This window comes from Petrotoga sp. 8T1HF07.NaAc.6.1, from assembly GCF_016772115.1.
GTDB lineage: Bacteria > Thermotogota > Thermotogae > Petrotogales > Petrotogaceae > Petrotoga > Petrotoga mobilis.
Genome location: NZ_AUPG01000008.1, coordinates 22,851 through 39,703 on the forward strand (window position 1 = coordinate 22,851; position 16,853 = coordinate 39,703).

15 protein-coding genes and 1 pseudogene are annotated in these 16,853 nt (G+C 35.3%); 3 read left to right on the forward strand and 13 right to left on the reverse strand.

Going from position 1 to position 16,853, the window contains the following annotated elements; all coding sequences use genetic code 11:
* Window positions 1–7 precede the first annotated feature (7 nt).
* Entirely contained in the window at window positions 8–217 is a 210-nt protein-coding gene (locus NAAC61_RS06510; RefSeq protein WP_012208544.1) for a heavy-metal-associated domain-containing protein, read from the forward strand.
* Between the two features lie 99 nt (window positions 218–316).
* On the opposite strand, the gene NAAC61_RS06515 is transcribed toward NAAC61_RS06510, so the two are convergent.
* From NAAC61_RS06515 to NAAC61_RS06545, 7 genes are all read right to left on the reverse strand, one after another.
* The gene (locus tag NAAC61_RS06515) at window positions 317–796 is read right to left on the reverse strand and encodes a diacylglycerol/lipid kinase family protein (RefSeq protein ID WP_237729805.1); all 480 of its coding nucleotides are present in this window, start codon (window positions 794–796) and stop codon (window positions 317–319) included.
* A complete protein-coding gene (locus tag NAAC61_RS06520; RefSeq protein WP_202695546.1) occupies window positions 684–1,262 on the reverse strand; it encodes a diacylglycerol kinase family protein in 579 nt (192 codons plus the stop codon). Before NAAC61_RS06520 ends, NAAC61_RS06515 begins: the two co-directional genes overlap by 113 nt.
* A 42-nt stretch (window positions 1,263–1,304) precedes the next feature.
* Window positions 1,305–1,640 carry a hypothetical protein gene (locus NAAC61_RS06525; RefSeq protein ID WP_199676829.1) on the reverse strand — a complete coding sequence of 112 codons (336 nt, stop codon included), beginning with the start codon at window positions 1,638–1,640 and terminating at the stop codon, window positions 1,305–1,307.
* Between the two features lie 224 nt (window positions 1,641–1,864).
* Entirely contained in the window at window positions 1,865–2,068 is a 204-nt protein-coding gene (locus NAAC61_RS06530) for a hypothetical protein (protein ID WP_041534047.1), read from the reverse strand.
* Window positions 2,069–2,217: 149 nt separating this feature from the next.
* Window positions 2,218–3,057 (reverse strand): carbohydrate ABC transporter permease, encoded by an 840-nt coding sequence (locus NAAC61_RS06535; protein WP_012208546.1) that lies wholly within the window; start codon window positions 3,055–3,057, stop codon window positions 2,218–2,220.
* A 16-nt stretch (window positions 3,058–3,073) separates the two neighbouring features.
* On the reverse strand, window positions 3,074–3,946 hold the full coding sequence (locus tag NAAC61_RS06540) for a carbohydrate ABC transporter permease (protein ID WP_012208547.1): 873 nt from the start codon (window positions 3,944–3,946) through the stop codon (window positions 3,074–3,076).
* A gap of 95 nt (window positions 3,947–4,041) precedes the next feature.
* A complete protein-coding gene (locus tag NAAC61_RS06545; RefSeq protein ID WP_012208548.1) occupies window positions 4,042–5,355 on the reverse strand; it encodes an ABC transporter substrate-binding protein in 1,314 nt (437 codons plus the stop codon).
* Between the two features lie 218 nt (window positions 5,356–5,573).
* Between NAAC61_RS06545 and NAAC61_RS06550 the strand changes: the two genes are divergently transcribed.
* Complete coding sequence (locus NAAC61_RS06550) at window positions 5,574–8,642, forward strand: alpha-mannosidase (protein WP_202695547.1); 3,069 nt, start codon at window positions 5,574–5,576, stop codon at window positions 8,640–8,642.
* 37 nt (window positions 8,643–8,679) lie between these two features.
* Here NAAC61_RS06550 and NAAC61_RS06555 read toward each other — a convergent pair whose 3' ends face one another.
* From NAAC61_RS06555 to NAAC61_RS06580, 5 genes and pseudogenes are all read right to left on the reverse strand, one after another.
* On the reverse strand, window positions 8,680–10,416 hold the full coding sequence (locus tag NAAC61_RS06555; protein WP_202695548.1) for an NADH-dependent [FeFe] hydrogenase, group A6: 1,737 nt from the start codon (window positions 10,414–10,416) through the stop codon (window positions 8,680–8,682).
* A 108-nt stretch (window positions 10,417–10,524) separates the two neighbouring features.
* Window positions 10,525–12,330: pseudogene (locus NAAC61_RS11350) on the reverse strand (NADH-ubiquinone oxidoreductase-F iron-sulfur binding region domain-containing protein).
* A gap of 53 nt (window positions 12,331–12,383) precedes the next feature.
* Window positions 12,384–12,893 (reverse strand): NADH-quinone oxidoreductase subunit NuoE family protein, encoded by a 510-nt coding sequence (locus NAAC61_RS06570; RefSeq protein ID WP_012208553.1) that lies wholly within the window; start codon window positions 12,891–12,893, stop codon window positions 12,384–12,386.
* A 157-nt stretch (window positions 12,894–13,050) separates the two neighbouring features.
* Window positions 13,051–14,196 carry a Gfo/Idh/MocA family protein gene (locus tag NAAC61_RS06575; protein WP_202695549.1) on the reverse strand — a complete coding sequence of 382 codons (1,146 nt, stop codon included), beginning with the start codon at window positions 14,194–14,196 and terminating at the stop codon, window positions 13,051–13,053.
* 31 nt (window positions 14,197–14,227) lie between these two features.
* Window positions 14,228–15,322: a Gfo/Idh/MocA family protein gene (locus NAAC61_RS06580; protein WP_202695550.1), complete on the reverse strand. Its 1,095-nt coding sequence runs from the start codon at window positions 15,320–15,322 to the stop codon at window positions 14,228–14,230.
* 153 nt (window positions 15,323–15,475) lie between these two features.
* On the opposite strand from NAAC61_RS06580, the gene NAAC61_RS06585 reads away from it, so the two are divergent.
* On the forward strand, window positions 15,476–16,231 hold the full coding sequence (locus tag NAAC61_RS06585) for an SDR family NAD(P)-dependent oxidoreductase (protein WP_202695551.1): 756 nt from the start codon (window positions 15,476–15,478) through the stop codon (window positions 16,229–16,231).
* A 271-nt stretch (window positions 16,232–16,502) separates the two neighbouring features.
* Here the strand turns inward: NAAC61_RS06585 and NAAC61_RS06590 are convergent, their stop codons facing one another.
* Window positions 16,503–16,847 (reverse strand): thioredoxin family protein, encoded by a 345-nt coding sequence (locus NAAC61_RS06590; protein WP_202695552.1) that lies wholly within the window; start codon window positions 16,845–16,847, stop codon window positions 16,503–16,505.
* Window positions 16,848–16,853 lie beyond the last annotated feature (6 nt).

Sequence of the window (16,853 nt, forward strand, 5' to 3'; positions counted from 1 at the left end):
TTAAACAATGAAATATGTATTTGATGTTCCAGATATGTCTTGTGAACATTGCAAGATGAATATTGAAAGGCAATTAAAATCTTCAGGTATTGTGCAAAATTTCAACGTTGATTTAGAAAACAAAAAAGTAGAAGTTGAAACATTGCAAGAACCAGAAAAAATAGAAAACTTACTGGATGAAATAGGTTATCCCCCAAAATTGGTAAGCCAGGAATAATTTTTCAAAAAGCAGGAGCACTTGTTGCTCCTGTTTATATTATTAATTGATTAAATTTTTTTCTTTTACTTTCATATTTATTAGCAACAGGCAGATCCATTAATGTTCTATTGATAGCCCACTTAAAACCTTAAGTCTTTGAGGGAGAGTTTCAAAATACAAAGGAGAATGGCCCAAAGATTCACCATCCGTTTCTAAATACAGCTTTTCTTTGGATGTAATTTCTACCGATTTTCCTCTAAAGGTTTTTACAGCTTCATGGTTTATAAATGAGCCATCATATATTTTCCTTAGATTTGCTAAAATTGTACCAACAGATATCTTATCAATGACGGTTACATCGAAAAGTCCATCATCGTATTTTGCCTTCGGTGTAAACATCATTCCTCCCCCACTGTATCTACAAATCCCAACATTCAAGGTTAAAGCTTGATTTGCATACACCTTTTCTCCATCAATTTTGATTTCAACATAAGGATCCTTGAAGGAAATTAAAGTGCTTAATAAATTTAAAGAATAAGAAAGCTTGCCAAACAATCTTTTTTTTACTTTTATTAGCCTTATAGGTGACTTCTGCATCAAAACCCATCCCTGCAACATTCACAAAATATCTTGTTTTTTCAACACCTGTTTGAATATAACTAACCTTACCAACATCTTGTAATATGAAATTGTCTTTACGTAAATTGCTTACCGCCTCTTCATAATTAGCAGGTATACCGACGCTTTTTCCCCAATCGTTACCAGAGCCAGAACCTATAGAACCAACTGATATTTCGATTGGATCGATAATATCCTGCGACATTATTGCGTTAACTATTTCGTTTACCGTTCCATCTCCACCAACAGAAACTAATTTTTTATACCCTTTTTTGATCCCTTCCATTGCCAAATTAAAACCATCGTAAGGCTTCTGGGTAAATAAATAATCAAAGGATATCTTTTTATTTTCCAAAATAGGATAGATATTTTTTGTCCATACTTTTAGGGCTTTACCCCCACCTGCTACCGGATTAACTATGAACAGTATTTTATCTTGTTCCACAAGGGTAGATCTCCTTTTTCATTTTAATATCTAACCAATTTACTATATTTGACCAACTGATTCAAGAAAATCGATTAAAAATCCTTTTATTATGGAAGAAGAATAAGACAATACACTCAACGTTTCTTCCTTAAGTTTTGACAATTTTCCTTCTTCATCCATCTTTCTAATTTGTTCAATAGTTACATAATCATTTAAACTTTCCCCAAACTGAGATTTGATCTCTGAATGAATCATAGAAAACTTACTAAGAGAATAGCCCGTCATTTCTTGAACGTAGTCTTCGTAATTATCAAAAAAGGCAGGTTTTGCCCCCAAAATAACTTCTTTCGCGGAATTATCAGAATAATACAAAAGATATACTAAATAATCGTCCATAAAATAGTGTGCATTGTTAAGTTTCCTTGATATGTCCTTGTTAAAAGCTGCTCCTATGATTTCAAAAAATGAACCGGGGGCATTGTGATAAGGTTGTGAAAGATCTTCGATATAATGAAGCGCACGAGCTAAAAATCTATAACCCCAATATTCGTCATTTTTTTCAAAAGCTTGTTTGGATAATTCTACAAAGTAGAGAAATGATTTGTCGCCTTCGAAAACCTTTAAAAATCCAATTCGGTTAAACTAAGATATTCTAAATTGTATTGCCTTTCTTCCTCGTATGAATATTCTGTAATAAAAACCTTTTTATCAATATTCGGTAAATCTTGAATTATATAATAAGTCATCGCCTCATGCCCACTCCAAGGGAACAGTGTAGTAGACATAAAAACAATAAAAAGTAAATACAATATGGATTTTTTCATGGACAAAATCACCTTTTTATAAAATCCTTCAATTCCTTTAATTCTTTTAAAATTTTACCATAAAATGATCTTAACAAGAAAGCAAATCAAAAAAACCCCATTTGGGGTTTTGTTGGTTAAATAATTATTTAATTTTGTTAAAACCTACTTCATTCTTTAAGCCCACTATTTACCAAACTTTTTACAAACAAATCTTGAAGTAGAAAAAATATTATAAGGGTAGGTAAAGCAACTAACAGTGTCCCTGCCATTATCACTCCCCAATTGTTACTGGACTCTCCTGAGATCATCATCTTTACGCCAACCTGTACCGTCCTCATGTCATCTTGCATGGTAACTATCAAAGGCCAAAGATACATATTCCATGCATAAACAAAATTAATAATAGCCGCCCCAGCGATTATTGGCCCAGACAAAGGTACAAGCACCTTGAAAAAATATTGCATAGCTGAAGCACCATCTATTTTTGCTGCATCCTCTAAAGAGCGAGGAATCGTCATAAAATGTTGCCTAAATAGGAATGTATTGGTTGCTGAAGCGGTAAAAGGTATTATCAACGCCCAGTAGGTGTTAACCCAACCCAGATTTGACATCAGCATAAACAAAGGTAAAATCATAACCGTTTCTGCTGGCAAAAATAAAGTTACAAATAGTGTGGAAAACAATATGTTCTTTCCTTTAAATTGAAAAGAAGAAAAAGCATAAGCAGCCAATGTTCCTGTTATTAACTTTCCTAATGTTGTAAATGAAGCAACAAGCAAAGAATTGAACAACATTCTGCCCATTGGAACAAGTTGTATAGCTGTAATGTAATTTTTAAAATTGATACTTGAAGGAAAAAACTTAGGTGGATAAGAGAAAACCTCCGTTGGTTCCATAAAACTCATGGAAATTGCAAGTATGAAAGGTAAAAACATGAAAAAAGATACAATTATTAAACCTAGCTCTACAAAAACATAATTAACTTTTTCTCTGGTCGATTTCCTCATTATTGCTTGACTCCCTTCATTGATAATGAACCCTTTTCTCACCAAATCTAAAATAAAGAAAGGTGATAATTGACATAATAATAAATAAGATAACACTCTCAGCAGCTGCTAAACTTGTTTTTTGGAAAAAGAATGCGTCTTGATATAGTTTGTAAATTAAGGTTGTTGTGCTTCCTAAGGGTCCACCTCTTGTCATAATGTCAATGATCCCAAACGACTCAAACATTCCATTGGTGATGTTCATAATAACTAAGTAAAATGTAATGGGAGAAAGTATAGGAAATTTTATTTTCCACATCCTTTGCCATACGTTCGCTCCATCAATAAGAGAACTCTCTATTATTGATTCCGATATGGACTGTAACCCTGCAAGGTAGAAAATAATTGAAAAAGGCAGCATCTTCCAAACACTGGCAACTATAACTGAAATTAACGCATATGGCACTTGATTTAACCAATTAATACTTTCTCCTGTGATTCTTGACAGAATATAATTCACATGCCCTGCAACCGGATTCAACATAAAGGTCCACAGCGCACCTCCAATAGTAAAGGAAATAACATAAGGAACAAAAATTAAAGTTCTATAAATTTTCATCCCAAAGACCTTATTATCTAATAATTGTGCGATCAGGTAGCCTAAAATAATGACTATTATTACCGTTGTAACTATATATATGATTGTGATCTTTAATGCATCCCAATATGCCTCATTCTCAAAAAGCTTAATGTAGTTATCTAAACCTGCAAATATTCTCTTATCGCCAAATGGTGATATTTTGTAAAAACTCATTAGAAAGGAGTTAATTGCAGGCCAATATATAAAAAGGGCAATAATTATTAGTGTCGGTGCAAGCAAAAGATAAGGTGTATATTTTCCCCACTTCATATTTTATTTCCTCCCAAAAAACCAAGGAAGAAAATTCTTCCTTGGATTAATAACATTTGCAAGTATAGACTTATCTTAGAGATTCATTTGATAGATTATTGATAGAATTCGTTATATTCTTGGATTAATTCTGTTACTCTACTTTCAGCCCAGCTCAGTGCCTCTTCAGGTGTCATTTGTCCATCAACCATTCTTTCATACGCTATTTCTATAGTCTCTCGTGTTTCAGGGAACACTCCAATAACTGCTCCAGCGGAGTTGAAATCTCTTTTAGCTAGCAATAGTTGCAATAAGGAAGTGAAGTAATTTGGGTTCTCAGCATAGAACTCTTCATAGTGCAGCCTTTGAATGGCATCTTTTCTAACTGGGAAATATCCGGTACCTTGGTGCCATCTTATCTGTTGATCTTCACGATTGACAAACTTCAAAAATTCCCAGGCAGCTTTGGTTTCTTCGTCTGTATGGCCATCTATCAACCATAAACTTGCTCCTCCAATAACTGGTCCTCCACTGACACTTATATCTGGAACAGGTAAAAAGGCTGTACCTAACTCGTAGCCGTTACTTTCTAACCCTTCTTGAAAAACCTTTACATCAGATGTAGAAAAGAAATTCATAGCTGCTCTGCCTGAAACGAAATTTTGTCCGGCAGCATTCCAATCTTCCCTAGCTGTATTAAGAATTAAACCTTCTTTGTTCAATTGGTCAAACAGTTCAAATATTTTTAAACCTGCTTCACTATTAAAAACAGCCTCTGTCGCTCTAGCGGTTCTTCCGTTATCGTTGTTAACAAGTGGCGCATCAGCGGCAGCCATAAGTTGTTCAATTATCCATGAATGGGTAGGCCAAGTTAATCCGTATTGCACTGTATTTCCTCTTGAGTCTTTCTTTGTTAAAATTCTGGAGTATTCCAGTAGTTCTTCGTAAGTTTGAGGAGGTCTATTTGGATCTAAGCCTGCTTCTTCAAAGAGCGTTTTGTTGTAATACAACAAAGCGGTAGATGAATTGAAAGGCATGGAGTACAACTTCCCATCAACTTTGTAATAATTTAATATCGGTTCCAACAAAACCCCTACATCATAAGAATCATCTTGATCAAGTAAATCTTGGACAGGAACTATGACACCGCTGTCTATCATCAATCTTGTACCTATTTCGTAAATCTGTACTATGTGAGGTGCATTCCCGGATTGTACCCCTGCAATAAGCTTATTCAACGTCTCAGGATAACTTCCTGAATATTGCGCATTTACTTTTATATCCGGATAAGCTTCTTCAAAATCACTCACAATATCTTCAATCAAAGCTATCCTGTCTCCACTCATTGCATGCCAAAACTCTATGGTTACAGGGAAAGACAAAACGCTTAACAAAGAAACCATAAATAAAAACATAACCGTCCTTTTCACAAAACTCACCTCCAATAAATTTTTGAAACTATTTAAAGACTTTACTCAGCATCTTCTTGTATTTCAATAGTACTTTATTTTTATTTGTGAAATATAAGGAAATATAAAGTTTTATTAAAACTAAATATTTCCAAAGTTCTTTTCTTGTTTTTTACTATCTTATCTATTAAGTTGTGTTATCATTAATTGGATTGCTATCTAGGAGGTCGAAATAAAACATGTTAGAAGACATAACCAAGAAAAAGTTAGAGAACGGATTAAGAGAAGTTAAAAAATCACAAACACTTAGTATTCTCCAAATCCCGCAAATGGAATACTTTGAAGACAAAGAAAGAAGATTCAAGCCTGAATTCAACAATTCAATAAACTGGAAAAAGATAGAAAAAGAGGAAAAGTGGGGAGGGTACGATAAGGTATTTTGGTTTAGAAAAAATATCGAGCTGCCTGAGAATATTGGTGAAGAAAGGCTTTTTTTGAGGGTTTCTTTGGAAAAAGTTGGTGATTTAGACGTTATTCCTGACTATCCAGAGTCTTTACTCTTTGTAAATGGTCAATTCGTTCAAGGAATAGACAAATACCATAAAGAGGCTATAATATCGCCAAAGATTGTACAAGAAAATGTATTGAGGATATACTTAAGGTCATGGACTGGCTTGAGAGGGGAATTAAATTATACGTTTTCAGGTTTGGAACTTTACAAAATAGAAAAATATTCACAAAAGTATTATTTCCTAGCAAAGAATATTCTTGACACAATCGATCAACTCAACGAAAATGATATTGTGAGAGTAAAATTGCTCAATATTTTAAACGAGTCTTACAAAAGAATAAATTTTACAAAACCTCGATCCAAAGAATATTATGAATCAATAAAAGACAGTTATAATTTTTTGCAAGAAGAATTGAAAAAATTAAGAAATTTTAAAATGGATTCTCCAAAAGTTATTTTGACAGGCCATTCTCATATAGATATGGCATGGCTTTGGACTGTTTTACACACAAGAGAAAAAGCACAAAGAACCTTTTCGACGGTTCTCAACCTAATGAAAGAGTATCCAGAATATATATTTATGCACTCTTCTCCGGCATTGTATAAGTTCTTAAAAAACGATTACCCTGAGTTGTATGAAAAAGTAAAGGAAAAAATAATAGAAGGCAGATGGGAAGCAACTGGTGGTATGTGGATAGAATCTGATTCCAATATTTCTCCAGGTGAGTTTTTGATAAGACAGATACTATTTGGAAAAAGGTTCTTAAAAGAAGAGTTAGGGGTTGATTCTAATGTTGTATGGTTGCCAGATGCATTTGGTTACACATACGCCCTTCCTCAGATAATAAAGAAAAGTGGAATGAAGTACTTCGCTACAACCAAAATAAGCTGGAATGAGATCAACAAATTCCCTTACGATACTTTTTGGTGGAAAGGCATCGATGGGACAAAAATCCTTTCCCATTTTATTACGACTCCAGATAAGAACAATTATTTTTATACCTACAACGGCATGGTGGGACCTTTCACGATAAAAGGGATATGGGATAACTACAAACAAAAAGATATAAACGACGAATTACTTCTTGTCTTCGGTTGGGGAGATGGGGGCGGAGGCCCAACATATGAAATGTTAGAAAATTATCAAGCAATAAAAGAAATCCCAGGTTTACCACAAGTGGAGATGGGAAGAGTAGAAGACTATTTTGCGAAATTGGAAGAAAGAATAAGAGATAAAAATGTCCCAGTTTGGGATGATGAGCTGTACTTCGAATTACATCGAGGTACGTATACTTCACAAGCTTTTGTGAAAAGGGAAAACAGAAAATCAGAAGTATTGTACCATAACGCAGAGTTATTAAATTCTATGTCTTTGAAATTATTAGAAGATTTCGAATATCCTAAAAATTCTCTAAATGAAGGATGGGAACTTTTATTATTAAATCAATTCCACGATATTTTACCAGGTTCCTCAATAAGAGAGGTTTATGAAGATGCAAGAAGAGATTTTGAAAAGATAAAGGGGATAGCTAACAAAGAGATCGAAAGAGCTATTTCTATGATTTCAAAGGAAATAAAAAGTGAAGAAGACAGTTTGGTATTATTCAATACCACCCCTTTTGAAAGAGACGAGATTTTAGAGTTAGAAAACGGTAAAAAAACTTTGGTTAGAGGAATCCCCCCTTTTGGCTATAAAAGTATTAAAATATCCAATTTGGAGCAGAAGCAAATTGATGAAAAAATGATCGTAAAAGAAGATTACATTGAAAACAGATACTATATAATCGAATTCAATGAAAAAGGGCAGCTTAAAAGATTATACGATAAAGAAAATAAAAGGGAAGTACTGGAAGAGGGGAAATTGGGAAACGTGCTACAAACCTTCGAAGATAAACCTTACTTTTTTGACGCATGGGATATTTCTCCTTATTTCAACGAAAAGATGAAAGAGGTTACTGATTTAATCGAAGTAAAAGTAGAGGAAGAGACTCCTTTAAAAGGTGTTTTAAAATTCTCATGGAGGTTTTATGACTCAACTATCGAACAAAGAGTCATTGTGTACAACCACATAAGAAGAATCGATTTTGATACACATGTTGACTGGAAAGAGAAACAAGTTTTATTAAAAACAGCTTTTCCTGTTAATATAAGAAGCACGAAAGCCACCTACAACATACAATTTGGAAACATAGAAAGAAGTACAACCAACAACACAAGTTGGGATATAGCAAAATTTGAAGTCCCAGCACAAAAATGGGCAGATCTTTCAGAAGCAAACTATGGAGTTTCCATACTAAATGATTGTAAACATGGGTACGATATAAAAGAAAACGTTATGAGACTCACTCTTCTAAGATCCCCAATCGAACCCGATGAAACGGCTGATAGAACGGATCACACATTCATTTATTCTCTTCTACCACACGCTGGAACATGGAGAGATTCACAAGTAATACAAGAAGCCTACAAATTGAATTATTCTGTAATAGTTAAAAAGATAAGAAAAAACGAAGAAGGAAACCTCCCTGACAATTTCTCTTTTATCAAGGTCAACGATTTTGATGTGGTAATTGAAACCATAAAAAAAGCGGAAGATGATGACTCTATACTAATTAGACTTTTCGAAGATAAAGGCAGCAGAAAAGAGAAAGTGGAAATTGAACTTTTTAGAAGTATAAGAAAAGCCATTGAATGTAATTTAATTGAAGAAGAGGAAAAAGAAATTGCATTTAAAGATAATAAAATCGTATTTAACATAACCCCTTACGAAATAAAAACCTTTAAAGTGTGGTTTTAATTCAAGCTAAAGGCGGATTTTCTCCGCCTTTAGTTTTTTAAAGCCATTCTCTTTGCACATAATGCGTATGCAACAATTGATGTGATTTTTCACTTCCTGGCTTTTCCAAATACTCGTTGTATAGTCTAACAATTGATGGATTTTCATGGGACTTTCGAATTATCTTTGATTTGTCAACGACATTTAATGCCTCGATTCTCTTTTTAATCACGTTGAAATCACCATGATGGTACGGTTGACCACCGCCTCCAACACAACCTCCTGGACAAGCCATAATTTCGATTAAATGTAAGTCTATTTTTCCCGATTGAACGTCTTCCAAGAGTTTTCGTGCGTTACCTAAGCCATAAGCAACTCCAACTCTTAATTTTTTCCCATTAATTTCAACTTCTGCAACTCTTATAGACTCATATCCATGAAGTTGCTCAAATTCTACTTCTTTAAGTTCATTCCCGGTTATCCATTCATAAGCGGTTCTTAAAGCTGCCTCTGCAACTCCTCCCGTTCTTCCAAAGATGGCTGCAGCACCGGTAGATTCTCCTAAAGAACTATCGTACTCCCTTTCTGGGACAGCTTTGAAATTAATTCCTGCTTCTTTGATCATTTTCGCCAGTTCTCTGGTGGTCAATACATAATCAACATCCCTGTATTCAGGTGATGCATTTATTTCTTCTCTAGCTGCTTCGTACTTTTTGGCTAGACAGGGCATTATGGATACAACGGTTATCTTTTTGGGATCAATATCATTTTTTTGTGCATAATAACTCTTTGCAATCGCTCCAAACATCTGTTGAGGAGACTTCGCAGAAGAAGGCATCTCAAGCAAGTCAGGGAATTGATGTTCGATGAATTTAACCCATCCTGGACAACAAGAAGTCAACATAGGTAAAAAACCACCATTTTCTAACCTTTCTTTGAACTCTGTAGCTTCCTCCATTATGGTTAAATCTGCTCCAAAATTGGTATCGAAAACCTTATCAAAACCCATTAGTTTTAAAGCTCCAACCAACTTCCCGGTAGAGATAGTTCCAGGCTCGTAACCAAATTCTTCCGCTAAAGCGACCCTCACCGCAGGAGCGGTTTGAACTACAACGTGCTTCTCTTCATTTTCCAACTCTTTCCATACTTCGTCTATGTAAGATCTTTCAACTAGAGCCCCCGTAGGACAGACTGCCACGCATTGACCGCAGAAGGTACAGGCAGTTTCTTCTAAAGGCATATCAAAAGAAGGCTTAACGACAGCACCAAAACCTCTGTCTATAGCCGAAAGAACCCCAACGGTTTGAAATTCGTTACACATGGTTTCGCATCTTCTACACATAATACATTTGTTCGGATCCCTAATTATTGCAGCAGATATATCAAGATCGTAATTAGATGTTTTGCCAAAATAAGGATTGTTCACAATGTTTAGTTCAGAGGCGATTTTTTGTAGTTCACACTCACCATTTTTCGGACATTTTAGACAATCTTGTGGATGATCTGATAACAATAACTGAACAGCGGTTCTTCGAGCTTCTACCGCCATCCTGGAATGTGTCTTTATTCTCATTCCTTCAAATACCGGCGTTGTACAAGCCGGGGCTAAAGTTCTTCTACCTTCTATTTCAACCATACATACTCTACATGAAGAAGGCTTATTTTCTATATTTATATCCTTTAAGTTCATATAACAAAGTGTTGGTATGTAACCGCCAAATTTTTGAACAGCCGTTAAAACGGTATCTTTTTCAGAAGCTAAAAATTCACCGTCATTTATATATACTTTTGGCATTTAGAATTTTTCCCTCCTAACCAAAAATTTTTTCCCTCTTGAAAACCTAATTTAGCGCCCCTTCAACCCGCTCCGTACTCATTAAAATGAAGGAGTTTTATATTTTATTTATACTATTTTTATAGCGTTAAACCTGCATGTTGTGTAACAAGACCCACATTTTATACACTTTTCTTGATCTATTGTATGAGGTTTTCTCAATTCACCTTGTATCGCTTCAGTAGGACATACCCTTGCACAGGCGGTACAACCTGTACAATTTTCTGGAATTATTTCGTACCTTATTAAATTCTTACATACGCCAGCTCGACAGTTTCTGTCCAATATATGTTCTTTATATTCATCCTCAAAATACCTATAAGTAGAGAGTATCGGATTTGGGGCAGTTTGTCCTAAACCACATAAAGAACCGTTCTTTACGACATTAGCCAAAGTTAACATATGATCGAGATCTTCCAATTGGGCATTCCCAGAAGTTATTTTTTCCAGTATCTCTAAAAGTCTAACGTTTCCCACACGGCATGTAGTGCACTTACCGCAGGATTCATCGACGGTAAATTGAAGATAGAATTTCGCAACATCCACCATACAAGTATCTTCATCCATGACAATCATTCCACCAGAACCCATCATCGAGCCTAGTGCTTGAAGACTATCGTAATCTATGGGGGTATCTAAGTATTCAGCGGGAATACATCCTCCCGAAGGCCTCCAGTTTGAACAGCTTTGAACTTTTTATCCCCCTTGATCCCTCCACCTATATCGAAGATTATCTCTCTCAATGTGGTTCCCATTGGAACTTCAACGAGACCAACCTTTTTAACGTCTCCTGCAAGCGCAAATACTTTCGTACCTGGAGAATTTTCTGTTCCGAATTGTTTGAACCAGTCGGCTCCATTGAGTATTATAGGTGCTATATTTGCAAGTGTTTCAACGTTGTTTATCACGGTTGGTTTTTTCCATAAACCACTATTGGCAGGAAAAGGCGGTTTGTTGGTTGGTTCACCACGAAGACCTTCTATCGAATGGATCAAAGCGGTCTCTTCACCACAGACAAAAGCCCCGGCTCCCAGTCTGATCTCTATATCAAAAGAAAAATTACTGCCTAAAATATTTTCTCCCAGCAATCCATAATCTTTAGCTTGTGAAATAGCAACTTTTAACCTAGCAACAGCCAATGGATATTCTGCTCTTATGTAAATAATCCCTTTTTGGGCACCAATTGCGTATCCAGCGATAGCCATACCTTCTAACACAGAATGAGGATCACCCTCTAGCACTGATCTATCCATAAATGCCCCTGGATCGCCTTCATCAGCATTACATATTACGTATTTTTCGTCTCCTTTAGCTTGCATAGCGAATTTCCATTTCAAACCGGTTGGAAACCCACCACCGCCTCTGCCTCTCAAATTTGAATCTAAAACCGTTTGAATTACCTCTTCTCTTTTTGAGTTAAGCGCTTTTGCTAGGGCTAAATAACCGTTATTTTTTAAATAATCTTCTATGTTTTCGGGGTCGATATTTCCAGCGTTTCTTAAAACGATTCTTACTTGTTCCGGCATCGTTTTACCTCCCTCAAATTGCTTTTTTGTGGGTTTCTTCTATCAACAATGCTTCTGCGATTTTTCCTTCTACAAAATGTGTTTTTACAAGATCTTTTACTTTCGATTTCGTAACGTTGCCATACAATACTGGCTCTTTACCTGGTTCGTTAACTTCTACTGTTGGCTCGGCATAGCAATATCCTAAACATCCTGTTTTAATAACTTCAATATTTTCTATTTTTTCTTCCTCTATCTCTTTTAGAAGCTCATCGTACGTCTCATCAGCTCCAGCTGAGATTCCACAGGTACCTAAAGCAACTTTTAATACAATTTTATTCTTATTTTCTTTTTCTTTGAGTTCATTTATCAGCGATTCTAATTGCTCTAAACTATTTAATTTAGGCATAGAAAAACCTCCTATCAACTATTTTTCTCTTTGGCTCTATAATCTCTAATTATTCTTCTTACATCGTTTATTTTAAGTCTCCCATATACTTTTTCCCCTATTTTTACGACAGGTGCCAAACCACAAGCACCTAAACACCTAACCGGATGAATAGAAAATAATCCGTCCTCGGTTACTTCTTCTTCTTCAACATTTAAAATCTTTTTGAATTCGTCTAAGATTTCGTTCGCTCCTCCCACGTAACAAGCTGTTCCTAAGCATACACTTATAGGATACTTACCTTTAGGTTTTGTGGAGAAAAAATTGTAGAAAGTCACAACACCATAAACTTGAGAAGAAGGAATTTTCAGTTTTTTTGCCACTAATTTTTGCACTTCATTTGGGATATATCCTAGATTTTCTTGAACTTTATGCAAAACTTCAATAAGCAAGCTCCTTCTTTCTTCTTCGGTTTTGTCCGTCAAATCGAGTGAATTAAGATAAGTTTCAATGTCTTTTAATTTGCTTTCAAGAAGTTCTTCCATTCATTTTCCTCCTCGTATAATTAGGTTTTATGAGGAATAAAAGTTAAAAAATTCACTAATAATATACCTGATTGATTATACCATTTTTTATAGATTAGTAATTTAATAAAATATAAACCAGTTATTACTTTTTTCAAAAATTCGAAACAAAATAATCTTAAAATTCTACCCAACTAGCACCTCTTTTTGTACTTTCTACACATTTTTCTATAAATCGCATTCCCTCTACTCCGTCTTCTACAGTGGGGAAATCTAAGTCTCTTTGTTCTAAAAGTTCTCCTTTTTTCTTTTTTGTAATTGCGCTAATAAACTTATCGTATACCCTTGCAAAGGCTTCAACGTAACCTTCCTGATGCCCACCAGGAGTCACATAATCAGTTTTAATAAAATCATCAACGCTTTCGCTTCCCCTCGATAAAGTTATAAAAGGATGGTTAACTTTTGAAATCTTCAAGTAATTTGCGTGTTCTTGTGACCATTCTATAGATCCTTTTGTTCCATATATACCAATATCCAAAGTATTTTCGTGGCCCATAGCAATTTGAGATGTCCAGTATATGCCTTCTGCCCCATTATCATAATTTATTAGTATAGATGCATTATCGTCTAGCCTATCTGGCTCAACAAACTTGTCCATTCTGGCATTTAAGGACTTTATCTTCAAACCTGTTAGGAAAGAAACTACGCTTTCCACGTGTACCCCTATATCAGCAACGCAATTAGACACACCCGAAACTTTTGGATCCGATCTCCACTCGTGGCGAGAATTTTTACCGGCAAACGGCACCTTTGCCATCCACTCACTTAGGTATCGACCATTGATAAACCTAACCTCACCTATTTCCCCTCTTTTAATTAACTCTCTTGCGTATCTTAACATTGAATAACCTGTAAAGGTGTAAGCAACCGCAAAAAGTAGGTTGTTTTTTCTTGCTAACTGTTTTAGCTCTTCAGCTTCTTTTAGAGTTATGGTTAACGGCTTTTCACACATCACATTTATTCCAGATTCTAAAAATTTTTTTGCCACTTCATAATGTGAACTGTTGGGTGTGACAATGGATACAAAATCTATTTTATCGGGCCTTTTAGCTTCCTCCTCAGCCATTTCTTCATAATTTTTATACAATCTTTTCTCATCTATTTTTAACTCTTTGCCTGTTGCCAAAGTGTTTTTGAAATTTCTTGAAAAACTTCCACAGACTAATTCTGCCTTCCCGTGTAGATTTACAGCCTTTCTGTGAACTATACCTATTTGAGAGTCTTTACTTCCACCTACCATTCCATAAGTCAATCTTTTGAACATATTTTACCCCTCCTCTTATTTGAGTTTGGTTTTAAAACTTTACCCAAACGCTTCCATTTTTCGAACTTTCTACACATTTTTCAATAAACCTCATCCCTCTTAATCCCGCGTTTACACTTTGAAAATGGGCATTATCGTTGGTTATAATTTCTCCGTTCTTTTTATTTATTAAATCGGTGATAAACATGGAATAAGTATTTTTGAAACCTATGCTCGTTCCAGGAATTTCATCCACATTTTGAACTATCTCTTCTTTGTGGTCTTCATACAAAATTGTTAATTTGTTTGCTTGATTAAAATTCCATTTCAACGTACCTTCCGAACCATACACAGAGACGCTAAAATTGTTGTTCTCTCCCACAGCAATTTGAGACATGAAAAGTAATCCTTTACTTTTATCTTTGAAATTTACCATCACGGTGGAATTATCTTCCAATTTTCTTGATTCACCAAAAGTATCAAGGCGTGCACACAAATTATCGATCTCTTTTCCAGTAAGATATGAAACCATGTTCTCCACATGACTACCTATGTCGGCTGTAGTATTAGCCAAACCACTTTGGTTTGGATCCAACCTCCATTGGGCTTGCTTGTTTTCATCTTCGATCTTTTTTGCAAGCCATCCTTGAATATATTGTACATTAATGAATCTTATTTCGCCCAACTCACCTTTTTCTATTTTGTTTCTTGCTATCGAAATAACCGGATATCCCACGTACGAATACGTCACACACAACAAAAGATCATTATCATCTGCTAACTGTTTTAGTACTTCAGCTTCTTTCACTGTTGTTGTTAGCGGTTTATCGCAGACAACATTTATACCTTTTTCTAAGAAAGTTTTAGCTATTTCATAATGGGAAGCATTCGGAGTAGCAACAACGACAAAATCAATTTTATTTTTCTTTTTACTCTCCTCTTCGGCCATTTCTAAGTAGTTTTCGTACAATCTATCTTTCTTTATGTCCCACTTTTTGCCTGTTTTTAATGTTTTTTTATAATCTCGTGAAAAACATCCACTAACTATGCTTGCCCTTCCATCTGATAATATTGCGTTTCTATGTGCTTCGCCTATCATAGAATCTATGGATCCACCAACCATTCCGTAGGTTATTTTTTTTGACATAATACACCTCCATAAAAAGATTTCTTTTTATTATTTTAACATAAATGCTTTTTCTTTTAAAAAAATATGGTATAATTTAGATACGATTAATTTAGTCGTTTTTATTTATCGTAAATTGTGAAAATATTCACATCAAAAGGAGGGATTCATATTATGGCAGGAAGATTAGAAGGAAAAGTTGCTATTATTACAGGAGCCGCAAGAGGAATGGGAAGAGCTGAAGCTGAACTCTTCGCAAAAGAGGGAGCAAAGGTCGTTGTTGCAGATATTTTAGAGAAGGAAGCAAAAGAGGCAGCAGATAAAATCAACAAAGATGGATATGAAGCAATGGCTGTAAAACTTGATGTTACAAAAGCTGACGAATGGAAAAAAGTTGTCGATCAGGTAACAGAGAAATGGGGTAAGGTTGATGTTTTAGTAAACAACGCAGGTATTTTAAGTATGAAAGGAGTAGAGGACGCACCAGAAGAAGAATGGGATCGCGTAATGAACATTAACGCAAAGAGCCAATTTTTGGGTATAAAATACATGTTACCAGCAATGAAGAAAGCGGGTAAAGGCTCTATAATTAACATTTCTTCCATTTATGGGCTCATAGGTAGTGGAGCTGCTGTAGCGTACCATGCTTCAAAGGGTGCCTCAAGATTGTTAACAAAAACAGTTGCTGCTGAACTTGCTAAATACAACATCAGGGTAAATTCTATACATCCTGGTGTAATAAGGACTCCAATGACTGACGAACTGTTAAAAGATGAAAAATCAGCTAAAGAACTTCTTGGAACTACCGTACTAGGTAGGCCTGCTGAACCAGAAGAAGTTGCCAACGGAGCATTGTTCTTAGCTTCCGATGAATCCTCGTTCATGACAGGTTCAGAATTGGTTATTGATGGAGGATATACTGCATTATAATGATGAACTATTTTATCAAAACATCCGCTTCACGCGGATGTTTTTTTATATGTACCAGGCATATGGGTGCACATAGAAAGGTCTGCTCACAACAGATCTTTTATATCTTGAGGTGGAAAACCGAACCAAAGCCTGGATCTGTCTTTTAAATCTTAAAAATTTATTCAATATTCAAAAACCGCTAAATAATATGTGTGCTACGAAAGATTTTTTGTGTAACAACCATGCTAACGAAATCTGTGACACGGGTTGCTAATTTCATTCATCTTTTTCATGACCTAACTTTTTGAAGAAGCTCCACTACCTCTTCTGTTTTTAAAACTTTACCATAAGAAACCACTTTCCCATCTACAACAAGAGCAGGGGTTGTCATGACACCATAAGCTGCAATTTCTGAAAAATCTGTTACATGGTCAATCGCTGTATCCATACCAAGCTGCTGCAGAGCCTCTTTTGTTGCCGCTTCAAGTTGATTGCATTTTGGACATCCGCTTCCAAGTATTTTAACACTAGCACCCCCAGCTTTAGCATGTACTCCCTTCGCAATGCTTCCTGTATCACGGTTTTCTCCGTAATAGGATGTTGTTTCTTCTTTTTTCTTTTCAAATAGTGACATTTTTAT

What these genes read in the sequence shown, in the direction of transcription:
- NAAC61_RS06510 (WP_012208544.1), top strand. Translation starts at nt 8, where the DNA reads ATGAAATATGTATTTGATGTTCCAGATATGTCTTGTGAACATTGCAAG.
- NAAC61_RS06515 (WP_237729805.1), bottom strand. Translation starts at nt 796, where the DNA reads ATGCAGAAGTCACCTATAAGGCTAATAAAAGTAAAAAAAAGATTGTTT.
- NAAC61_RS06525 (WP_199676829.1), bottom strand. Translation starts at nt 1,640, where the DNA reads ATGGACGATTATTTAGTATATCTTTTGTATTATTCTGATAATTCCGCG.
- NAAC61_RS06530 (WP_041534047.1), bottom strand. Translation starts at nt 2,068, where the DNA reads ATGAAAAAATCCATATTGTATTTACTTTTTATTGTTTTTATGTCTACT.
- NAAC61_RS06535 (WP_012208546.1), bottom strand. Translation starts at nt 3,057, where the DNA reads ATGAGGAAATCGACCAGAGAAAAAGTTAATTATGTTTTTGTAGAGCTA.
- NAAC61_RS06540 (WP_012208547.1), bottom strand. Translation starts at nt 3,946, where the DNA reads ATGAAGTGGGGAAAATATACACCTTATCTTTTGCTTGCACCGACACTA.
- NAAC61_RS06550 (WP_202695547.1), top strand. Translation starts at nt 5,574, where the DNA reads ATGTTAGAAGACATAACCAAGAAAAAGTTAGAGAACGGATTAAGAGAA.
- NAAC61_RS06555 (WP_202695548.1), bottom strand. Translation starts at nt 10,416, where the DNA reads ATGCCAAAAGTATATATAAATGACGGTGAATTTTTAGCTTCTGAAAAA.
- NAAC61_RS06570 (WP_012208553.1), bottom strand. Translation starts at nt 12,893, where the DNA reads ATGGAAGAACTTCTTGAAAGCAAATTAAAAGACATTGAAACTTATCTT.
- NAAC61_RS06575 (WP_202695549.1), bottom strand. Translation starts at nt 14,196, where the DNA reads ATGTTCAAAAGATTGACTTATGGAATGGTAGGTGGAAGTAAAGACTCT.
- NAAC61_RS06580 (WP_202695550.1), bottom strand. Translation starts at nt 15,322, where the DNA reads ATGTCAAAAAAAATAACCTACGGAATGGTTGGTGGATCCATAGATTCT.
- NAAC61_RS06585 (WP_202695551.1), top strand. Translation starts at nt 15,476, where the DNA reads ATGGCAGGAAGATTAGAAGGAAAAGTTGCTATTATTACAGGAGCCGCA.
- NAAC61_RS06590 (WP_202695552.1), bottom strand. Translation starts at nt 16,847, where the DNA reads ATGTCACTATTTGAAAAGAAAAAAGAAGAAACAACATCCTATTACGGA.